The sequence below is a fragment of the Candidatus Kuenenia stuttgartiensis genome (genome assembly GCF_900232105.1).
Classification (GTDB): Bacteria; Planctomycetota; Brocadiia; order Brocadiales; family Brocadiaceae; genus Kuenenia; species Kuenenia stuttgartiensis_A.
Genome location: NZ_LT934425.1, coordinates 755,700 through 774,061 on the forward strand (window position 1 = coordinate 755,700; position 18,362 = coordinate 774,061).

The window sequence follows — 18,362 nt, forward strand, 5'->3', positions numbered from 1 at the left end:
TAACAGACATGATTTCAGCAGATGTTTTAAAACAAATTCGTCAGATCCAGATTCACACAAGCCGCCTTGTCAATGAAGCGTTAGTGGGCGAGTACCACAGTATTTTCAAAGGAGTTGGTATTGAATTCGAGGAGGTGCGCGAATATCAGCCCGGAGATGAAATACGGATGATTGACTGGAATGTGACGGCACGCATGGGACGCCCCTTTATTAAACGCTTTGTTGAGGAACGGGAATTAACCGTAATGCTTCTGGTGGATGTAAGCGCGTCAGAAAATTTCGGCTCGGTAAAATATTTAAAAAATAAAGTGGCAATAGAAATATGCTCTCTCCTTGCCTTTTCTGCAATTAAAAACAATGATAAAGTGGGTGTTATTATGTTTACGGATAAAATCGAGAAATTCATACCTCCGAAAAAAGGGGCAAAACACGTCTTCAAAGTTATTCGGGAACTTTTGTGTTCAAAGCCGTCGGGAAAAGGCACGAACATCGCCATGGCGCTGGACTACTTAAATAAGATTGCTTCCCGAAAGACGATTACCTTTATCGTGTCTGACTTCATTGCGGAAGAAAATGCTTATGCGCGTTCATTAAGAACCGCAAATAAGAAACATGATGTGATCGCGGTTAATATTATTGATCCGAGAGAACAGAAATTGCCCAATGTAGGTTTTATCGAATTAGAGGATGCGGAATCAGGCGAGAGAATAATAACAGATACCTCGAATTCAAGTGCAAGAAAAGAGTATAGCATGATGGCCCTACGGCAAAAAGAAGAACGGTCTCAATTATTTCGTTCAACAGGTGTTGATGAAGTTGTCGTTAATACTCAAAAAAATTACGTAGAACCCATAATTCGTTTTTTCAGAATAAGAGAGAAGAGGATTTAAAATCTTTTCACATGGTAGTTATATGCCCAACATAAAGCGCTTTATGCCCCTTTATAGACTATTTATAGTACTAATGGCAGCAGTATATACCTTACTTTCCTGGAGCGCAATCCAGGCAAGCGAATCGGGCGACCTTAATAACGTACCGATTGAGGTTGCAGCGAGTGTTGAGAAAAGCGATGTGACGATTGGCGACAAAATAAACGTAATAATTCAGGCAAAGAGTCCTGTTGGTGTAAATGTTACAATACCCGATCCCGGAGACCGTATCGGAGAATTTTTTGTAAAAGATGCGGGCGAGACAAAGGAAGCCGTCGGAGGAAAAGAGGGGGACAGGATTGTTGAACGCCGCTATATTTTGCGTTCTTACAAAACCGGGCTGCAAATAATTCCGCCAATAAAAATAAAATACCATGCAGAAGGTTACGGAGAGGGGGAAGTTGCTACAAATGAACTTGAAATAAACATCAAAGGCATGATAAAAGAAGGTGAAGAGATCACTGACATTCGTGACATTGCCCCTCCTCTCGGCATTGACACAAACTATGCGCGTTTACTACAATGGATTTTTGCAGGAGTTGCGGCAATTGCCCTGTTCATGCTCGCCTACCGGATATTGAAAAAGCAAAAGGGCGGAAAGCGTGTTCAAACAAGAGTAGCAGCAAAGAAGCTGCCACATGAGACAGCTTATGAATTGCTTGAGATATTATTAAAAGAAGACCTTGTCGGGAAAGGTCTGGTAAAAGAATATTATTACCGCATTACCAATATTTTGCGGCATTATATAGAAGACCGGTTTGGATTGTCCGCCCCCGAACGTACTACGGAAGAATTCCTGGTTGAAATGGCATATACAAATAAATTAAATACCGCTCATAAAAAATATATTCAGGAATTTCTTGAGAAATGTGACTGTGTAAAATATGCAAAATACGGCCCTTCTTTATTGGAAAGTCAGGAAACATACCATCTTGCAAGGCGGTTGGTAGACGAAACAAAGAGCGAAGGGGAAGGGAAAAAAGAAGAGGCCGTGATTGTTGATGCGAAATGATAATAGCAGATGTGTCGTTAATTACTGTTTTGTATCGCGTTAACCTTTTTAAAAAGGATGAAAAATGGTAAAAGCGCCGGAAAAATTTATGGAAACATATTTAAGTCGTGAAAAAGAGCTTAGTGGTAAAAAGGAAAGGAGACCTTCCCGTGAGCATGCAGCGGTATTCTCCCCGGAAAAAACGAACAGACTTAAAAGGAATATGCAAATAATCTGGGGAATTTATGGCACTCCGGAAATTAAGGAAATCCTGGCAAAAAAAGAGAGGATTCATTTTTTAGATTTGAAAAATGCCAGGGCTTGCCTGAATCTTTACTATGTAAACAGAGGGGTACTGGCTGAATACGAAGTAGATATGGGAGACCAAAGAGATCTTGCCGGCGCCAGGATATACAAGCAATCGGAAACGCTTATTAGTAGGTATTTCTATACGGAAAAGGGAGCGGAAGAACTATTGAAGTCAACAAATGAGGCGTACCAGGCTTTTGTCGATGCTCTTTCGGCAAATGATATAGAAGAAAATGCCCTATGGGATGCAATTGCAAAGCAAGAAAGCATTAAACTATCGCCGGGATATTAAAAACCTTCATGCATGCTGCTAAATCCTCTCTATCGAGAGGGGCCTGGGAGGGGTGTTATCTGTCCCGTTCCCAAACTCCAGCCTGAGAACGAGCATTTTTACATTTTCAAAAACCAAACTATTACCGTATATTTAATTTATATTATTAATACGTTTTTCCATGATATGTTGTTTTAAATGATTCTTCGAGACCCTTTATTACTACTGTTACTGGTTATTATTCCCTTTCTGTTGTATGTTTATTTCCGGCAAAAGGGAACACATCCGCTGATTTTTTCTTCAATAAGAAATCTAAAAAAATTAAAACCTTCACTTGCACAAAGGTATCGCCACATCATTGTTGTTTTACGCTCGCTGGCTATTGCATTATGTATTATTGCATTAGCGCGTCCGCAGCAAGGCAATGAACAAACAAAGGTAAAGACAGAAGGGATAGACATTGTTCTCGCCGTGGACATTTCAGGAAGTATGCTGGCGGAAGATTTCGAGATGGACGGCAAACGCCAGAACCGTTTGTATGTGGTAAAGCAGGTGGTAAAGGATTTTATAAACAAACGCTCAACCGACCCTATCGGCCTGGTGGTATTTTCGGCTAATGCCTACACACAATGCCCTTTAACGCTCGACTATGGGATATTACTGCAGTTTTTGGAAAAAACAGAGATTGGGCTACTTGAAGACGGCACAGCAATCGGCTCTGCGATTGCTTCCTCTGTAGACCGTTTGAGAAATACAAAAGCACAAAGCAAGGTGATTGTGCTTTTAACGGACGGCAGAAATAATTCAGGGCAAATTGACCCTCTTACCGCAGCGGAACTTGCACAGGCATTTAATATTAAAATTTATACGATCGGGGCAGGGTCAAAGGGATTGGTCCCTTATCCTGCAAGAGATTTATTTGGAAACAGGGTGATGAGACAGGTAAAGATAGATATTGATGATGAAAGCCTGGCGGAAATAGCAAATATTACCGGAGGCCGGTATTACCGGGCTACCGATACGGGGTCGCTCAAAGAAATTTACCAGCAAATAGATGCGCTCGAAAAAACAGAAACGGAAATAACCCATTACAAGGAATACAAGGAATTGTTTCATTATTTTCTGCTTCCGGCATTTGGGTGTTTATTGATTGAATTGTGCCTGAAAAAAACAAAATTAAGGAAAATTCCTTAATAACTGTGCCTGTTTTTACACATACTACAGAAAACAAAACTATTATATCGGGAATACAATTTACCACATATGCAATACGGCAATCTTAATTACTTATACCTGCTTTTCATTGTACCTGTTCTGGCTATAGGGTATATACTCTTCTTTCAAAGAAGAATGAGAGATTTAAACCGGTTTGCCAGTCTCGATCTGTTGAAGATGGCAGGCTTTTCCCTTAGCAGAAAAAAACAATGGCTCAAGGCTGTTCTGATGATTATTGGAGTCCTCTTTCTTATCATCACACTCATAGAGCCCAAATGGGGATATCATTGGGAAGAGGTGGAAAAAAAGGGCATTGATATTATGATTGCGGTTGATACTTCCCGAAGTATGCTGGCAGATGATGTAAAACCAAACCGCCTGGAAGTCGCAAAACGGGAAATTGAAGACCTGTTGAAAATACTGGAAGGCGACCGTGTCGGGTTGATTGCATTTGCGGGTAGGGCGTTTACTTATTGTCCACTCACCTCTGATTATAGCGCATTCCGGCTTTTTTTGAATGATTTGAATGTAAACATTATCCCCGTAGGCGGGACTGCAATAGCCGAGGCGATTTATAAGGGCATCGACGCCTTTGGCGAAAACGAGAACAACCATAAAGCAATGATAATAATTACCGATGGGGAAAACCACGAAACCGATCCATTAAAAGCGGCAAGTAAAGCAAAAGAAAAGGGGATAGTCATCTATACGGTCGGCGTTGGCAAAAAAGAAGGGTCGTACATCAAAATCATTGATGAACAGGGAAAAGAGACTTTATTAAAAGACGCACATGGGCAGGTAGTAAAATCAAGGCTGGACGAAATAACCCTGAATAAAATAGCGCTTGAAACAGGCGGACTTTATACACCCGCATATGGTACTAAATGGGGACTGGCGAAGATTTATAATGAAAGCTTCGCACAAATAGAAGGGTCTGTTTACAAGACACAAAGGGTTAAAAAATATGTAAACCGGTTTCAGATCCCCCTTTTCTTTGCCATTATTTTCATATGCCTCGAATGTTTTGTGAAAGAAACGAAATACTCTTGAGAGAAAAAAGGATTCTATGACGAATGTGCTGCCTTTCATTATAAGCGGTTGGTTGTTTCTCGGCTGGATAGACCCCTTTGCCGATCAGGTCCGGCAGGGAAATGAACTCTATAAAAACGGAAATTATGACCAAGCCCTGGAAAAATATCTTAACGTACAGGTAGATTCCCCAGATGTTCCGCAATTGAGTTTTAATGTTGCTGATACGCAATACAAGCGGGGTAAATACGATGAAGCACTTAAATCATTTGAGAAGGTGCTGAAAACGGGAACCCCGGAAATGCAGGCGAAAACCAGTTTTAACATAGGAAACACACTCTATAAGCAGGGGAAGATGGGCGAGGCATTAGACTGGTATAAAAAAACGGTTGATATTATTGATGAAATAGCACCAAAAAAAGGCGGTGAACTTGAACAATTAAAAAACGATGCAATGTATAATCATGAATTTGTCGAAAAAAAATTAGAGGAACAGCAACAACAGGGGCAGGATAATCAACAGGAACAGGAACAAGAACATAAACAAAGTGAACAGGAACAGCAAAATGACCAGAACGAAGGCGATGATCAATCTGCTGAAAATAAAGAACAAGAGGGTAAGGAACAAGAACCGGATGGAGGTAACCAGCCATCCGAAGATAAGCAGGAAGAAGATTTAAACAAGGAGAATGAACAACCTTCTCACGCGAATGAAGAGCAGCAGCAGCAGCAGCAGCAGAAAGATAAACCTCCTACACAGCAGCAGGATGCGCAAACCCAGGAAGAGGGAAATCGACAAATGTCGAAAGAAGAAGCGGAGCGTATTCTTGATGCGTTGAATCAGGTTGAAAAAGAGGCGAGACCAGTAAACAGAGAAAAACAACACCAGCCACACAGGTCGGTAGAAAAAGACTGGTAATTCCTAAGCTGGTAAAGCCGGAACCAAAAAAGTACTAATACATCGTTTCGTTAAAATGTGTACTTAAAAAAATGTCATTGCGAGGAGTGGAGCGACTAAGCAATCTCTTGTTCCTAAAAGACTTAAGATTGCTTCGCTGTCGCTCGCAATGACGGTATCAATGTAGATATTTTAATTAAACATTATACTAGATAAAAAATATGAAGCACGAAATACGAAACAAATTCTAAATTTCAATTCCACCCCCTGCACCCCCGCCAGCAGGGGACATTTTCCCCTTTTGGAGGGGGTTGAGAGGGAGGATTTTAGAATTTGTTTCGCATTTCGGATTTTACCATTAAATGTTTTGCCAAAAAGCACGCACTGACGAATGGAAGTGTGCAAAGAAATTACTGATAAGGTGCTAATTCAGAGTGGAGCGGTAAATAGGAATTTATTTGGTATAGGAAATATTTTAAAATGAAGAAACTTACAGGCTTTGTTTGGCTTTTTATGTTACTGGCAATTATTTTCGGAGGCATGGAAAAGGTATATGCCTCGGAGATTGGTTTAACCGTCACGGTAGATAAAAACATATTAACATTGGACGATAAGTTGAAACTCACATTGACCGTCTACGGCGCACAGGATGTATCTCAGCCAACATTCCCGGAAATAGAAGGCTTTAGCGTGTTGTATGGACCTCAAATTACCGCACAGACGCGAATAATCAACGGGGAGGTATCGATAAGCAAGGGATACACCTATATGTTGCAACCCGTTGCAAAGGGCAAATACACCATCGGCTCATCAACTCTGACGCACAACGGAAGGCAATATACCTCAAATCCGATAAATATTGAAGTGATAGAATCAAAACCTTCCACAGGCACAAAAACGATTGATCTTGATAAGTTGGTTTTTGTGGAATTGTATACGGATAAAGATGCGGCATATTTATATGAACAGGTAACCCTTTACTTCCGGCTCTATTTCCAGAAAGGATTGCCGGTTGCTGATATTGATTACACTGCGCCTGCTACAAGAAATTTTATGGAAGAAAAACTGGGTGACCAGCGCCAATATGAAGTAGTAAGGGATGGCATACTCTATAGTGTACTGGAACTGCGCACCGCGATATTTCCAATAGTGTCTGGAGAATTGGCAATAACGCCGGCAAAAGTAAAATGTAACTTAATTGTTCAGGAACAGAGGAATCGCAGGGGGACGCCGTTTGATGATTTTTTTAACGATTCATTTTTTGATGACTTTTTTGGCAGTGGACAAAGGAAATATCCCGTAGAAAGGACAACAAACCCTGTTCTCTTAAAAATAAAACCTTTGCCGGAAGACGGAAAACCAAAGGAATTTAAAGGCGCCGTGGGAAATTTTAATATGGAAGCTTCCGTTAAAACATCCCGGGTAAGGATAGGAGACCCGATAACATTGTCTATTTCTGTATATGGAGACGGGTATATTCAGACCATAAATGAACCTGAGCTGGCATTCAATAATGACGAAGATTTTAAGGTTTATCCCGCAGAAGCAACTACACAAATTACCAATAGAGAAGAAGTTCTTCGCGGCAGAAAAGTATTCAGCAAGGTAATTGAACCACAAAATACAGAGGTAAGAAACATCCCTGCAATCGTATTCAGCTATTTCGATCCTCGTGAAAATCAATATAAAACAATTACAAAAGAACCGATTCCTATCACGGTGGATTCATGGGAACAGGAAATACCCATTCAATTGGCACACTCTCTGGAAAAATCGCCGTCTTCCCGGCGGCAGGTACAGTTGCTAACACAGGATATCCTCCCCATCATGACCAATCTTTCTTCTTTGAAGAATCAGGGAAATCCTCTCTATAAAAACCCCTTCATCGTAGGAGGCCTTTTTCTTCCCGCTATTGCCCTGGCAACCACTTTTTTTGTTGTACGGCATAAAGACCGTCTTCAAACGGATATCGGTTATGCGAGAAACAGAAGGGCACGTTCCGTGGCAAACAAAAGACTCACCCTTGCGCAATCTGCGCTTTTTGGGGATTCATCCCCCATGTTTTATGCATACCTTTCCAGGGGAATTACCGAATACCTTGCGGATAAATTCAATATTCCCGCCGCAAGCGCGTCGGGTGGAAAAGTGGAGGAATTGCTGCGAAATAACAGAGTTTCGGATGACGTCATTGCTGAAGTAGCCCAATGCCTGTCTGATTTTGATTACCGCAGGTTTTCCAGCGACGCCGGCACGATAAATGAGAGGGAAAACTCTTTAAAGGTTGCAGCGCAGCTCATTACAAAATTGGAGAAACAACTATGATTCGAACACAATTCCAAATATTCATTTTTGTTATACTGTTTATTTTCGGAGGGGTGGCATTTGCAGATGCCCTTTTGAAGGATGAGGTGATAAAAATGTTTACCGCTGCAAACGAAGACCATTTGCAGGCCATGAAGCTCATAGCGGAAAAGAAACTTCCGGAAGCAAATAAAAAACTCGAAGAAGCCGCGCTACAGTATGAGATAATCCTTTCCAAAGGTTTTCGGCACGGCCAGATTCACTATAACCTCGGAAATACTTACTATCGTTTGGGAGAAGTGGGCAAAGCAATTTTAAACTATCGAAAAGCCGAGAGGTTGATGCCGGGAAACGCAGAGATTAAAGCAAACCTGAGACTGGCAAAAAACTCCATCGAAGACAAAGAGGTTATTCATGAGACGCCGGCAGTCATTCAACGGATATTTTTCTGGTTTTTCCTCTTGAATCAGAGTGGACTCGCGGTCTTTTCGGTATTAATTTATGTAATGACCATGTTGTTACTTATTGCGTTGGTGATTTTAAAATATAGATGGTTGAAACGTCTTATCGTAGGCTTCGCGGTTGGATTGCTGATCGCTGTTGTATCGCTGGGAATAAAAATGTACGTGGAACGGGGCATTGATCACGGAGTGATAATAGCAAAAAATTGTTTGGTGCGGTATGGTCCAGGGGAAGAATATGAAACGAAATATGAAATTCACGAAGGGGCGGAATGTGTCATTGAACAAGTAAAAGGGCAATGGTATAAGGTATATGTGCATGTAGGTATAAAACAGGGAGATCCCCTGCGGGCTGATGCTGATAAAAAAGAGGATAAGGAAATAAGAAGGGGCTGGCTGCACAAAGACGCCGTGGGCATCATTTAGTAGCGACGTGCCGGGTCTTCAGGCAGATAGAGATATGGGGGGTTAATAATCAGTGGATTTTAATCGTACAAAATCTGTGGTCACTGCAATTGTGAAAATCCAAAATACTAAACACGAAATCCGAAACAACTTCTAATGACAAAATGATTTGAAATTCTAAACGAGAGTATCTTTCGTATCTCGCTTTTCGTGCTTCATATTATTGCCTGCCTGTGCGTGATCTCATGCAGACAGGGATGTTTTGGATTTGTTTTGAATTTTATACTTTGTTATTCGGATTTGTTTCGTATTTCGGGAGCATTCCCGATTTTTTGTAAGCGTTCATGGAGTTGGAGCAAAACAACCCTGACAGGGTTTGAAACCCTGTCAGGGTTAACACTACTGTACGTTTTATTAAAACAGGCGGAAGTCACAAAAAATCGGGAATGCACCCCGTATTTCGTATTTTTTATTTCTTGTTTGTTTGGTTCTTGGCTATGCCATCTCAGGAATTTTAACATTTTTGGAGTTTATAATGGGCGGAATATACGGCAAATTAACGATTACCGCATTTATTTTATTTGTGGCAATCCAGGTCGGTTTTATTATCATGTGCGCAGCGTTTGGCAGAAGAAATAAAAATGTCTTAAAACCATAGAAATAGTAAAACGTAAGATAAAGTAAAAACGGCTGAATTATTTAGGGGATTTTTATGAAGACAATTAATTTAAAAGCTCATTTTGATGGCAAAAAAATACTTTTAGATGAACCATTTGACATTGAACCAGATACAAAACTCATCATAACTGTTTTGCCGAAGCACTTGGATGAAGAGCGGTAAGACTGGATGGTCATCTATACAAAGAGGCTTGCAACAGGCTTGTGGAAAAAATGAGCCAGAATATTCTACGGATTTAATAAAATTGGAGGAGAAAAATGACAGAGATTGATAAGCAAGACGAAAGAATTGGTTTCATCTTTGGTGGTGAGATTCCAGATGTCACGGAAGAATCTTTAGCGACATATCTGACCTACTTAAAGGAGCATATCGAATTGCCATGTGAGCTAACCGGCATCGAAGATTTTGATTGGGAAGAGTATTATGTGATTGGTCCAGGAGACCAAAAGGAGTATGAGAAGCTAAAAAAGACCAAACCCTCTTATACTGATAAGTACGATATGCTCTCGTTAGCAACTGAAGTAGATGAATGGGTGGGGATTTTGGTCAATTTGAAGCGAGTCTCAGATAAGAAGAAATTCACTTTACCATTAGCGGAGCTGAAAGCAACAGATGAGAAATTGAAGAACTATCAGTTGCTGGATGATTATTCTGTCTGGTTTGTAAATAATCGATAGCAAAGCGGTAAACAGGTATTGGTGATTGTGTGGTGAATCGCCGCATAACCGTTGCACACAGGTTGGGTCAAATGGGCAATTTTATCCTGTTTTTGCGATATGCATTCCCCACTTCAAAAAAATAGTACTGAATAGGGCATATGCTTCGCCCCTACTTACTTTTTGTTTAGGAGAAGGCCGCCATTTGCCCTGTAAAAGAGGGAATCCCCCCGTACAACATCACAAAAGACGTCGCTCTCTCCCTGGTTGTCAAGCAGCATGCCTATGCCGGTGATTTCTTCTGTTTTTGACGGAAAGGAAAAACCCTGGCTGCTGTCCTTTGCCCGGTAAACGTCATCTCCCTGAAAATCCGCCAACACTCCGATACCCTTCTCCATGCCCGCCCCCTGCGAGACGATTTCGCCCGTATAGATGTCATTCCCCATGGTATCAACAAGAAACCCTATGCCGGTATCGTGCCCACACCCCTGCGAAACGCCAAAAGAACACTCGTATTTGTCGTCACCCCCGTTATCCCCCAGTATTCCAATTGCAGAATGTATGCCGGCGCCCTGGGCATAGCGGCTTGCATAGTAGGTATCGCTCCCTTCGGAATCAAACAATAACCCCATTGAAAAATAATATCCGCTGCCCTGAGAGAAATAGTCGCCATAATACCTGTCCGAGCCTTTTTTATCTATTAATATCCCTATGCCACCGGAAGCCCCCACTATGGTAGTTTCAGGTCTGATGCCCATGCCCATTCCCTGCGACATGGATTGAAAGGATTTTTCAGGATCCCTGAAATCAGGGTATTTTCCGCCGGTAAAATAAAAATCGTTTCCATTATCATCTTCCAATATCCCTATTCCTTTTGTAAACCCGACTCCCTGCGAAAACTGGCGGCTGAAATAAACGTCGTTACCATTGGCGTCTATCAATTGTCCCAATCCAAAAAAACCAACCCCGCTATTCAACGCATTTCCGCTATAGAAATCATCGCCTTCATTATCTAGTAATAGCCCTACTCCAAATAAACCTGCTCCCTGCGCAAAATCCCGTCCCAAATACTTGTCATCACCTTTAACATCCTCAAGAATACCAATTCCAAATCTGCCGGTTCCCTGAACAAATGATTTTGCGGCATTATACGTGTCATTACCTGAAAAATCAATGCAAACGGAAACGGGTATTTCTTTACCCGATGCGCCTGCATTATTAGAATAATAATCATTTCCGCCAAGATCCACGATGACCGCTGCATCATTATAATAATAGGTAGCGCCGGTTCCACCGATGACGATCTTCCCTATGCTTGTATCCTGCACCAGTAAAACATCGCCGGCATAGTCATCGTCTCCCCCTGCTTCTTTACCGGAAGGAATTTTAATGTTATCTGCACCCTGGAGGAATGCTGGCAGGGTAAACGGCTGTAAAGCCGTTTGCGTCAGATCGCCGTCATATTTTTTTATATCTTCAATCCTGTGCAGCATCAGTGTTACGGCTTCAAATAATCCTGAAAGATCAACCTTTTGAGACAACTCAAGCACTCTTGCCATATCGGATGGCTCAATAGTTTCTTCCTGAACCCATATTTTTTGAGCGGATTGATACAAAAAATCAAACTCATCCTCTGTTAAAGCGTCAAACACTTCCTTGATAAGCGAAACACAGGGGACAATATCATTGATGAGCCTTTGTATGCTTGCCTGCAAGTCCCCCTCATGGTTTATTTCTTCTCTTTCTGAAAATTCAACATCTAATAACTTTGCCGCAGACAGCACCTGGCCGGCAATGCTTTCTTCCAGAAAAAGATCCCGGATAATTTTACCGGTTTCATACGTATTCATTGGATTTTGCAGCGAATAATCTATTATGGACAAACGAAACGGATTTGATGCTTCATTTGTCTGATATCCTTCCCTTACGTAAACTTCCTCCCCTATTCTTTGAATAGTATCGCTGCACATTTTTCTATATGCCCTGTTTTCCATTACAAAGTCCATAAACGATTGCCCTTGTCCTTTTTTGGCACCTTGGGTTAAAAATGTTTTCGGGGATAAAACAGGGAGACTAACGGGTTTTTTCACATTTTTTAAAAGTTTTGCGATAAGCTCCGGCCTGCACTCAATTACATTGCCATCCCTTAAGACCGTCAGTGTCGGAACGGCTCCGGCGCCCATAGTTTCTATACTATTTTTGAACCTGATTAAATTCTTCCCTTCATTATCGACAAGAGGTTCATTGTTAATCTTTGTTATAATATCTCCCGTTTTCATGCCTGCCTTTTCTGCCGGAGAACCTTTTGTTGTTTCTACAACCAAAATGCCTTTGTCCTTTTCATTTTCCATAAAGATGCCAATCCACCCCTTATTGAAATGTACCTTTTCCTTATCAAAGCCTGTCTCCGAAAGTTCAAAAAAATTTTCAGGAGAAAAGCTTACATCCCTGACTGATACCGGCACAGCCTCTTTTGCAAAGGCATGGTGAGGTAACATATTTACTGTAAGTGTACAAAAAAGGATTACCCTGTATAAAATTTTTATAACCATATTCATATTCATCCTCATTTATCTTCGTTCGTAACGAAGCAACCGCTTCGTTCTACAAGTTTGAAATTCCTAAGCCGGCATAGCCAGAACCAAACTAGAAATAAAAAACATGAAAACACTTTCCGGCAGCATAATCAACATTGTGTGTTTATACGCCCTTTATATTTGCTTGACAAGATAAATTAAAGCTAATATCATAACCAAACGTCACGTTTTTAACCCGCCGCGATGAGGCTTGCAGCATGGGTAAACCATCAGTACGCCCATCAAAAATAACATAACATTTAACCAATATACCTATACAATGGAACTTTTGTATCCGGAAAAAGAAAAACCACCATTAATCCTCGTTGTAGATGACGTTGAGGCACACCTTGAACTCATAGAAGCGGTATTGACCACAGAAAGATATAGGGTTGAAGCTACCACCGACGTAAAAAAAGCCATTCGGTTCACTGAAACTCATTCTCCTGAATTAGCCATTCTGGATGTAATGATGCCGGGGATGAATGGCTACGAATTGTGTAAAAGACTGAAGTCTACCTCCAGGAGAAAGTTCTTCCCTATAATCCTCGTGACAAGTCTCAATCAGGTAGAAGACAAAATAACAGGACTTGAGGCAGGGGCAGACGATTTTTTCAGCAAACCATTCAACACCCTCGAACTTATTACAAAGATTCGCTCCCTCATTAAACTTGAGAGACTCCAGGATGAACTGGAATGCTCAGAAGATATAATCTTTACCCTCGCAATTACCATCGAGGCTAAAGATTACTATACAAAAGGACATTCAGAAAGGGTTGGCAATTTGTCGGCGGAATTTGCCGGTTTTTTAGGATTTCCTGATAAAGATATCATTAGTATCAGAAAAGGCGGCATATTGCACGACATTGGAAAGATTGGAATAAATGAAGCAATACTTCTAAAAAGCGCCCGTCTTTCCGAAGATGAAACAACCCTGGTGAGAGACCACCCTGTGATCGGATCAAAAATCTGCAAACCATTATATTCCTTACGCCAGGCACTCCCTATTATAAGAAGCCACCACGAGAGATGGGACGGAAAAGGCTACCCTGACGGACTTACGGGCAATGAAATACCTGTTATGGCAAGAATGGTAAATATTATTGACACATTCGATGCGATGACGTCTATAAGACCTTACAGGAATGGTGTTTTTACGCGGGAAGAAGTCATAGCCACCATGAAGAAGGAAAAAATGTCAGGACAATGGGATCCCCATCTTACGGGAAAATTTATAGAAATGATGGAAAAGCAGTATCTGAATCAATGGCCGCTGAAAAGAGATTAACGTTAATGAGTCTGTGATTGGCTCATAGCAATCTGGCTAATGGCTATCGTTTTTAATCTGTACTACTATCCATCAACTCGTGGCTAAATAAAAAGGAGACTATGTGAAAAATATAACACTTGAAACTATTTGCAAAAAGATTACTGATCTGCAGCATGATATAAATCTGATTAAGAAGATTCTTTTAGAGGAGCCAGAGTTACGTGAAGATTTTATTTTACGGATAAGAGATATTGACCTGGAAAGGTCCATTATAGTTGATGACTTCAAAGAGAGATACGGACTAAAATAGTGTATAAGCTTGCCACTAAGGAAAGTCTTGACAAGAAGTTCAAAAGACTTCAGAAAAAAGACAAAGAAATGCTGCGGTTAATTAATCGGAAAGTACAAGAGATATTGGCAGATCCTTATCGTTTTAAACCGCTGAAAAAACCATTGCAAAATAAACAAAGAGTTCACGTCTGAGGATCATTCGTTTTGGTTTATGAGATAAATAAAAAAGAAAAGATTGTAACACTTTTCGATTTTGATCGTCATGATAATATCTATAAAGATTAACTACAGTGTTACGTTTTTTGACATTTGAATTTGTTTCGTATTTCGAATTTGGTTGCGGCCAAAGGCCGCGCCAGGAAATCTGTGGTTCCCTCGTCGGCAGTCTTCAGTCTACAATCGACAATCGGCAATCGGCAAATTGCAGATTGAGGACTGAGGATTGCAGATTGAGGATTGATGACTGTTAACAGATTGTTTCTTTAAATAATATGGAGTCTGGCAGTATGATAAAAATTGCCATAGCGGGTGCAGGAAAGGGCGGCAAAGCCCTTCTTGATATATTTCACAACAATGGCGAGACACAGGTAGTCGGCATAACCGATAAGGACAAGAATGCGCCCGCCCTGCGCCTCGCTAAAGAATGTGGAATTTTTAGTACAGATACCATTGATGAACTCTATTGTCAAAAACCAGACATTATTCTCAACGTTACCGGCAACGCTGAGATAAGTGAATATATCAGAAAATCTTCCCCCAATCCTGTAGAGGTTATAGAGGGTACAGGGGCAAGATTCCTCTGGGAATTAGTAAGTAAACAGCAAGAAGCCAGAAAGGACATGGAGGCACTGTATCAAAGCGGGCTACTCATTACACGATCTAAAAGTTTAACCGGCGCCCTTGACGAGGCGCTTGGTTCCGCCTTGAGGCTTACGGACACACCTGCCGGGAGCATTGCAATCATTGACGGCGAAGAAATGATTATGGCCTCTCAAAAAGGCTTAAGCCGCGATTTCCTGAAATCATTGCGATGGAAACCCAGAGGGGATGGCATTACCCGATATATACTGGAACAAACCAAGCCGGTCGAGTTTCAGGATGTTGAGAAGGAACCGATGTTTAATGATACGGTGATTTTAAAAGAAGGTATAAAATCTCTCCTTGCAGCGCCGCTCCTTCTAAACGGCAGTGTAGTCGGCATACTCTATTTAGACGATTTCAAGCCACGGGTATTTACCGAAAGACATAAAAACCTCATAAAACTCTTTTCTACAATGGCCGCCCAGACAATTGAAAAGTATAAATTACTCCACGACCTGGAAGCATCCTTAATGTATTTTCAGGGGATGCTGGATGATTCGGGCGACATAATTATCACCACTGACTGCGAAGGCAATATTGTGAAGTTTTCAAAGGGCGGCGAGAAAATTTTAGGCTACAAGGAACATGAGATCAGAGGCAAAAAATGCTCCGAACTCTACGTAAATAAAGGGGAACGGACGAATATCCTCGAAGCACTCAGGGGAAAGAGTTCTCTCTCCAATTATGAAACAACACTCCTCAAAAAAGATAACACCCCGGTTGATATAAGCCTCACTATTTCGGAGTTGCGGGATAAGACAGGTAACGTCATAGGCACCGTAGGGATAAGCAAAGACATTACCGAAGAAAAACGCATGAAAGGTGAACTGGAGAAGAAGAATAAGGAACTTGAGGAACTGACCAACAACCTGGAAGAAAAGGTGCTTGAGAGAACAAACGCGCTTGAAAAAATGAACAGGGAGCTTGTCAGGGCAAACGAACTGAAAGGACGTTTCATCGCAAACGCAAGCCACGAACTCAGGACACCTCTTCATTCCATAATAGGTTTCTCAGAAATACTGCTCCAAAAAACCTTTGGAGATTTAACCGAAAAACAACAAAGATACCTGAACACCATCTTTGGTTCTGCCAAACATCTCCTTTATCTGGTGAATAATATCCTGGATCTGGCAAAAATAGATGCTGGTAAGGCTGAAATTTCCTATCAGACATTTCCGGTGAAAAGCGTCATTGATGAAGTATTAGTGGTAATAAGGCCACTTGCGGACCGGAAGATGATAGTGCCTGAGACAGTGGTCCATCATGACGTCTATTTTACCGCAGACAAGATAAAGTTTAAGCAAATCCTCTACAACCTGATAAGCAATGCAATTAAGTTTACGGCGGATAGCGGCAATGTAGGCATTGCCATTGAAAAGATAATCAGCGATAAAAAAACCTTCCCATGGGTAACAGAATCGCAGGAGTTCCTTAAGGTCTCCGTGTGGGATACGGGAATAGGCATCAAACCGGAAGACAGAGAGCGGATCTTTGAGGAATTTGAGCAGATCGATTCCTCAAAATCCACGGAGGGCACGGGACTCGGCCTTTCGCTTACGAAAAAACTCGTGGAAATACACGGGGGACATATCACGGTTGAAGGCATTTATGGGCAGGGTTCGGTCTTTAATGTCTACATGCCCTTCATAGTCAGGGAAGGATACGGTGCTGTAAAGGCATCCATGACTTCCCTGACGGCCTTGCCAGAAGAAGAACAACAAGGGCCACTGATACTTGTGGTGGAAGATGATTTACCGACAGCCGAGATTCTGGACATCCATCTTACCCAGGCAGGTTACCGGGCAGCGCATGCCTATGACGGAGAAGAAGCATTACGTAAGGCAAAGGAACTCAGGCCATTTGCGATTACCCTTGATATTATGCTTCCAAAAAAAGACGGTTTGGCGGTACTTCAGGAGCTTAAGGCGGATGCGGAAACCAGAAATATTCCGGTAATAATCCATTCTATTGTGGAGAATAAAGAGCTGGCTTTTGCCTTGGGGGCAGCAGACTACCTGGTAAAACCAGTGGAAAAGACAACTCTTCTCGAGAAACTTTCGGAAATGTCTTTTGTCACAAAGAAAAGCCATTTTCCAGTAAACATTCTTGTTATTACCAGCGATGAAACCACCATGGGGACCCTTCATAGCACCATTGAAAATGAAGGGTTTCTGATGCAGACTGCCACTGATGTTGAAAGTGGACTTAGCCTTGCATTGGCGACAAAGCCGAATTCTATTATCATTGATTTGGGCATACAGGAGGGAGGATTTAAAATAATCAGAGAATTTCAGGAAAATCCCGCCTTGAAAGACATACCCATTTTTGCCATTGCCGCAGAAACACTTTCTCCAAACGAACGGTTGGAAATGGTAGATCAGATAGAATGGGTTTTATGGAGGGAATCATTAAGCTCAAAATCATTTATAAATCATTTGAAGGATATCGAGATCATGCACCCGAAAAGGGCGGGGCTTATTGATGAACTGACCATGATTTTCAATCACCGGTATTTTCAGATACGGCTGGTGCAGGAAACATTGAGGGCGGAACGATATAATCTGCCGCTGGCGCTTATACTTTTCGATATTGATCACTTTGACAACTATGTTGCCCGGAAGGGAGAGTACTATGGCAATCTCGTCATTAAAAAAACCTCCGGGCTTGTCAAGAAAAACACAAGGGGGTCTGATATTTTTATCCGGTACGGAAACAGCACTTTTGCCCTGCTGCTGACAAATACCATTATGTCGTCCGCAACCAACCTCGCAAAGAGATTTGTCTCAACAATCCACGATTATCCGTTCCTTTATGAAGAGGTTCAGCCTATGGGCAAGATCACCATAAGCCTGGGTCTTGTTGAATTTAAGGCGCAGTCTCCTGAAGAATTCGTCTATGCCGCCGAATTTTCACTCTCTGCTGCAGCAGCAAAGGGCAGAAACAGGGTAGAAGTGTATAGGAAAGGCGATAAAACATAAATACAGTATCAATTTAGAAATACAAGCAGTCATCATGTTTCATTTGCACAACACACAGAAACAATGAAAATGGTTTTATAACCATATCGTGTTGTAGTATATGTGCTTAAGCTATTTTTTGTAGTCTTACTTTCGAGGCAGAAGAATAGATGCTGATCAACCCTGTTTTACTGCATGCCGACAGGGGGGATTATTGGGGTGTTTGAAACTCCTAAACTTTAAATTAGGTTGGGTTTTTAAAA

15 protein-coding genes are annotated in these 18,362 nt (G+C 41.5%); 14 read left to right on the plus strand and 1 reads right to left on the minus strand.

Going from position 1 to position 18,362, the window contains the following annotated elements; all coding sequences use genetic code 11:
- Positions 1 to 8 precede the first annotated feature (8 nt).
- The 11 genes from KSMBR1_RS03500 (at position 9) to KSMBR1_RS03545 (ending at position 10,165) form a co-directional block, all read left to right on the plus strand.
- Positions 9 to 890 carry a DUF58 domain-containing protein gene (locus tag KSMBR1_RS03500; RefSeq protein WP_099324083.1) on the plus strand — a complete coding sequence of 294 codons (882 nt, stop codon included), beginning with the start codon at positions 9 to 11 and terminating at the stop codon, positions 888 to 890.
- Positions 891 to 912: 22 nt separating this feature from the next.
- Positions 913 to 1,941: a hypothetical protein gene (locus KSMBR1_RS03505; RefSeq protein ID WP_099324084.1), complete on the plus strand. Its 1,029-nt coding sequence runs from the start codon at positions 913 to 915 to the stop codon at positions 1,939 to 1,941.
- A 64-nt stretch (positions 1,942 to 2,005) separates the two neighbouring features.
- Entirely contained in the window at positions 2,006 to 2,521 is a 516-nt protein-coding gene (locus KSMBR1_RS03510; RefSeq protein WP_099324085.1) for a hypothetical protein, read from the plus strand.
- A 177-nt stretch (positions 2,522 to 2,698) separates the two neighbouring features.
- Entirely contained in the window at positions 2,699 to 3,694 is a 996-nt protein-coding gene (locus KSMBR1_RS03515; RefSeq protein WP_099324086.1) for a vWA domain-containing protein, read from the plus strand.
- Positions 3,695 to 3,850: 156 nt separating this feature from the next.
- On the plus strand, positions 3,851 to 4,765 hold the full coding sequence (locus tag KSMBR1_RS03520) for a VWA domain-containing protein (RefSeq protein WP_157820360.1): 915 nt from the start codon (positions 3,851 to 3,853) through the stop codon (positions 4,763 to 4,765).
- A gap of 16 nt (positions 4,766 to 4,781) precedes the next feature.
- Entirely contained in the window at positions 4,782 to 5,663 is an 882-nt protein-coding gene (locus KSMBR1_RS03525; RefSeq protein ID WP_099324088.1) for a tetratricopeptide repeat protein, read from the plus strand.
- Positions 5,664 to 6,122: 459 nt separating this feature from the next.
- Positions 6,123 to 7,964, plus strand: coding sequence for a BatD family protein (locus tag KSMBR1_RS03530; RefSeq protein ID WP_099324089.1), 1,842 nt, complete (start codon positions 6,123 to 6,125; stop codon positions 7,962 to 7,964).
- Positions 7,961 to 8,830 carry a tripartite tricarboxylate transporter TctB family protein gene (locus KSMBR1_RS03535; RefSeq protein WP_099324090.1) on the plus strand — a complete coding sequence of 290 codons (870 nt, stop codon included), beginning with the start codon at positions 7,961 to 7,963 and terminating at the stop codon, positions 8,828 to 8,830. Before KSMBR1_RS03530 ends, KSMBR1_RS03535 begins: the two co-directional genes overlap by 4 nt.
- Positions 8,831 to 9,344: 514 nt before the next feature.
- A complete protein-coding gene (locus tag KSMBR1_RS22620; protein ID WP_261341080.1) occupies positions 9,345 to 9,467 on the plus strand; it encodes a hypothetical protein in 123 nt (40 codons plus the stop codon).
- Between the two features lie 54 nt (positions 9,468 to 9,521).
- On the plus strand, positions 9,522 to 9,650 hold the full coding sequence (locus KSMBR1_RS22625; protein ID WP_261341081.1) for a hypothetical protein: 129 nt from the start codon (positions 9,522 to 9,524) through the stop codon (positions 9,648 to 9,650).
- Between the two features lie 95 nt (positions 9,651 to 9,745).
- Positions 9,746 to 10,165: a hypothetical protein gene (locus KSMBR1_RS03545; RefSeq protein ID WP_099324092.1), complete on the plus strand. Its 420-nt coding sequence runs from the start codon at positions 9,746 to 9,748 to the stop codon at positions 10,163 to 10,165.
- 155 nt (positions 10,166 to 10,320) lie between these two features.
- On the opposite strand, the gene KSMBR1_RS03550 is transcribed toward KSMBR1_RS03545, so the two are convergent.
- Entirely contained in the window at positions 10,321 to 12,696 is a 2,376-nt protein-coding gene (locus KSMBR1_RS03550; protein WP_157820361.1) for a PDZ domain-containing protein, read from the minus strand.
- A 304-nt stretch (positions 12,697 to 13,000) separates the two neighbouring features.
- On the opposite strand from KSMBR1_RS03550, the gene KSMBR1_RS03555 reads away from it, so the two are divergent.
- From KSMBR1_RS03555 to KSMBR1_RS03565, 3 genes are all read left to right on the plus strand, one after another.
- Positions 13,001 to 14,008 carry a response regulator gene (locus tag KSMBR1_RS03555; protein WP_099324094.1) on the plus strand — a complete coding sequence of 336 codons (1,008 nt, stop codon included), beginning with the start codon at positions 13,001 to 13,003 and terminating at the stop codon, positions 14,006 to 14,008.
- 103 nt (positions 14,009 to 14,111) lie between these two features.
- Entirely contained in the window at positions 14,112 to 14,300 is a 189-nt protein-coding gene (locus tag KSMBR1_RS03560; RefSeq protein ID WP_099324095.1) for a hypothetical protein, read from the plus strand.
- A 487-nt stretch (positions 14,301 to 14,787) separates the two neighbouring features.
- Positions 14,788 to 18,120 carry a diguanylate cyclase gene (locus KSMBR1_RS03565; RefSeq protein ID WP_164994825.1) on the plus strand — a complete coding sequence of 1,111 codons (3,333 nt, stop codon included), beginning with the start codon at positions 14,788 to 14,790 and terminating at the stop codon, positions 18,118 to 18,120.
- The last annotated feature ends 242 nt before the right edge of the window (positions 18,121 to 18,362 follow it).

Coding starts and splice junctions, on each gene's coding strand:
- KSMBR1_RS03500 (WP_099324083.1), top strand. CDS start 9: ATGATTTCAGCAGATGTTTTAAAACAAATTCGTCAGATCCAGATTCAC.
- KSMBR1_RS03505 (WP_099324084.1), top strand. CDS start 913: ATGCCCAACATAAAGCGCTTTATGCCCCTTTATAGACTATTTATAGTA.
- KSMBR1_RS03510 (WP_099324085.1), top strand. CDS start 2,006: ATGGTAAAAGCGCCGGAAAAATTTATGGAAACATATTTAAGTCGTGAA.
- KSMBR1_RS03515 (WP_099324086.1), top strand. CDS start 2,699: ATGATTCTTCGAGACCCTTTATTACTACTGTTACTGGTTATTATTCCC.
- KSMBR1_RS03520 (WP_157820360.1), top strand. CDS start 3,851: ATGAGAGATTTAAACCGGTTTGCCAGTCTCGATCTGTTGAAGATGGCA.
- KSMBR1_RS03525 (WP_099324088.1), top strand. CDS start 4,782: ATGACGAATGTGCTGCCTTTCATTATAAGCGGTTGGTTGTTTCTCGGC.
- KSMBR1_RS03530 (WP_099324089.1), top strand. CDS start 6,123: ATGAAGAAACTTACAGGCTTTGTTTGGCTTTTTATGTTACTGGCAATT.
- KSMBR1_RS03535 (WP_099324090.1), top strand. CDS start 7,961: ATGATTCGAACACAATTCCAAATATTCATTTTTGTTATACTGTTTATT.
- KSMBR1_RS22620 (WP_261341080.1), top strand. CDS start 9,345: ATGGGCGGAATATACGGCAAATTAACGATTACCGCATTTATTTTATTT.
- KSMBR1_RS22625 (WP_261341081.1), top strand. CDS start 9,522: ATGAAGACAATTAATTTAAAAGCTCATTTTGATGGCAAAAAAATACTT.
- KSMBR1_RS03545 (WP_099324092.1), top strand. CDS start 9,746: ATGACAGAGATTGATAAGCAAGACGAAAGAATTGGTTTCATCTTTGGT.
- KSMBR1_RS03550 (WP_157820361.1), bottom strand. CDS start 12,696: ATGGTTATAAAAATTTTATACAGGGTAATCCTTTTTTGTACACTTACA.
- KSMBR1_RS03555 (WP_099324094.1), top strand. CDS start 13,001: ATGGAACTTTTGTATCCGGAAAAAGAAAAACCACCATTAATCCTCGTT.
- KSMBR1_RS03565 (WP_164994825.1), top strand. CDS start 14,788: ATGATAAAAATTGCCATAGCGGGTGCAGGAAAGGGCGGCAAAGCCCTT.